Below are 1,067 nucleotides of genomic sequence, written 5' to 3'. Positions count from 1 at the left end.
CGAGCACTCGCGACCGCTAAAAACGATTTGCTTTTGATGTTGGCCGTTGCGATAGCCGAGGCATCGAGGGAATGACTTGAAGGGCGTTAGTTCCGAAGGAATGAGCGATTAGCGAACCCGTAAAGGCGCTTGATCGCCCTATTTCTCTATCCGTTATTTCAAATATAACAAATCAAGTATTTAAAATACTTGATTTACTTAGGCCGCCTAGATAAAAGATTACGTAAAGATAAATATAGGAAAAGAAAAATAAGCGAAATTAGAAAAGAGGTTATATAAATTGATACTGATAGATAAGCCATAACCCAAGGGAACAACACCTCAATATCATAATTCGCTTTTTGAACTTCACTAAACGGCATTGCTACAAACCGCTTTCGCTCGGCAGCATCTATCTTACTTCGTTCAATTTTAGCGTCCATTAGCGCCTGTTCAACTACTTTTAAACCGTGTTTTTCCTCGTCAGACAAGTTTGAATACTCTAACTGACTACTTATGTTGCCTAAGACCAATAGAATTATTCCTAGCAATAAAACTATTAAACTTTTCATGAAACAATTCCTTTTATACGTTCAGATTTATATTTTTTGATTGCATCTATATCGTCCTTTATAGATGCAATGCCAGCGATGTACAGCATTTGCCGCCAAAGGCAATAGTCCATAGGCCGATGATCTGCTCGACCTATCGGTGTTTCCCACTTAATAACAGCACTGCTCCCCTTCGAAGAAATAGATTTATTACCCAAAATGCCTAGATCTGTTTGTGAAAACCCGATTAAAAATCTTAACCGCTTAACATCTTGGGGCGTTGGATGCTCAAAGTCAGGATGACACGCAGGTAATGAGCAATTACTATTTTTAAAATCTTCTAGTGTCTTTTCAACAGAGCAAGGCAATAAATTAACATCTTGATTTTTATGCATAATTTTAATTAACCTTATATTCTGATAATTTTAGTTTTCATATTTTATCTTTATACTTTTTAATTAGTATGCTTCGGTTATTTTTATATTGTTTATAAAATTGTCTCTTATATTCATTTCCTAGCCTACGAGACCGAGACTT

General features: G+C 35.9%; 2 protein-coding genes. Both read right to left on the bottom strand.

Translation table 11 applies throughout. The features are described 5' to 3' along the window. Positions 1-194: 194 nt before the first annotated feature. Complete coding sequence (locus tag KFE26_RS23605) at positions 195-551, bottom strand: hypothetical protein (RefSeq protein WP_212601916.1); 357 nt, start codon at positions 549-551, stop codon at positions 195-197. Further along, positions 548-925 carry a hypothetical protein gene (locus KFE26_RS23600; RefSeq protein ID WP_212601915.1) on the bottom strand — a complete coding sequence of 126 codons (378 nt, stop codon included), beginning with the start codon at positions 923-925 and terminating at the stop codon, positions 548-550. The genes KFE26_RS23605 and KFE26_RS23600 overlap by 4 nt, the downstream gene beginning before the upstream one ends. Positions 926-1,067 lie beyond the last annotated feature (142 nt).

Source organism: Shewanella sp. M16, assembly GCF_018224605.1.
GTDB lineage: Bacteria > Pseudomonadota > Gammaproteobacteria > Enterobacterales > Shewanellaceae > Shewanella > Shewanella oncorhynchi.
This window is presented reverse-complemented; position numbering and strand designations above follow the sequence as displayed.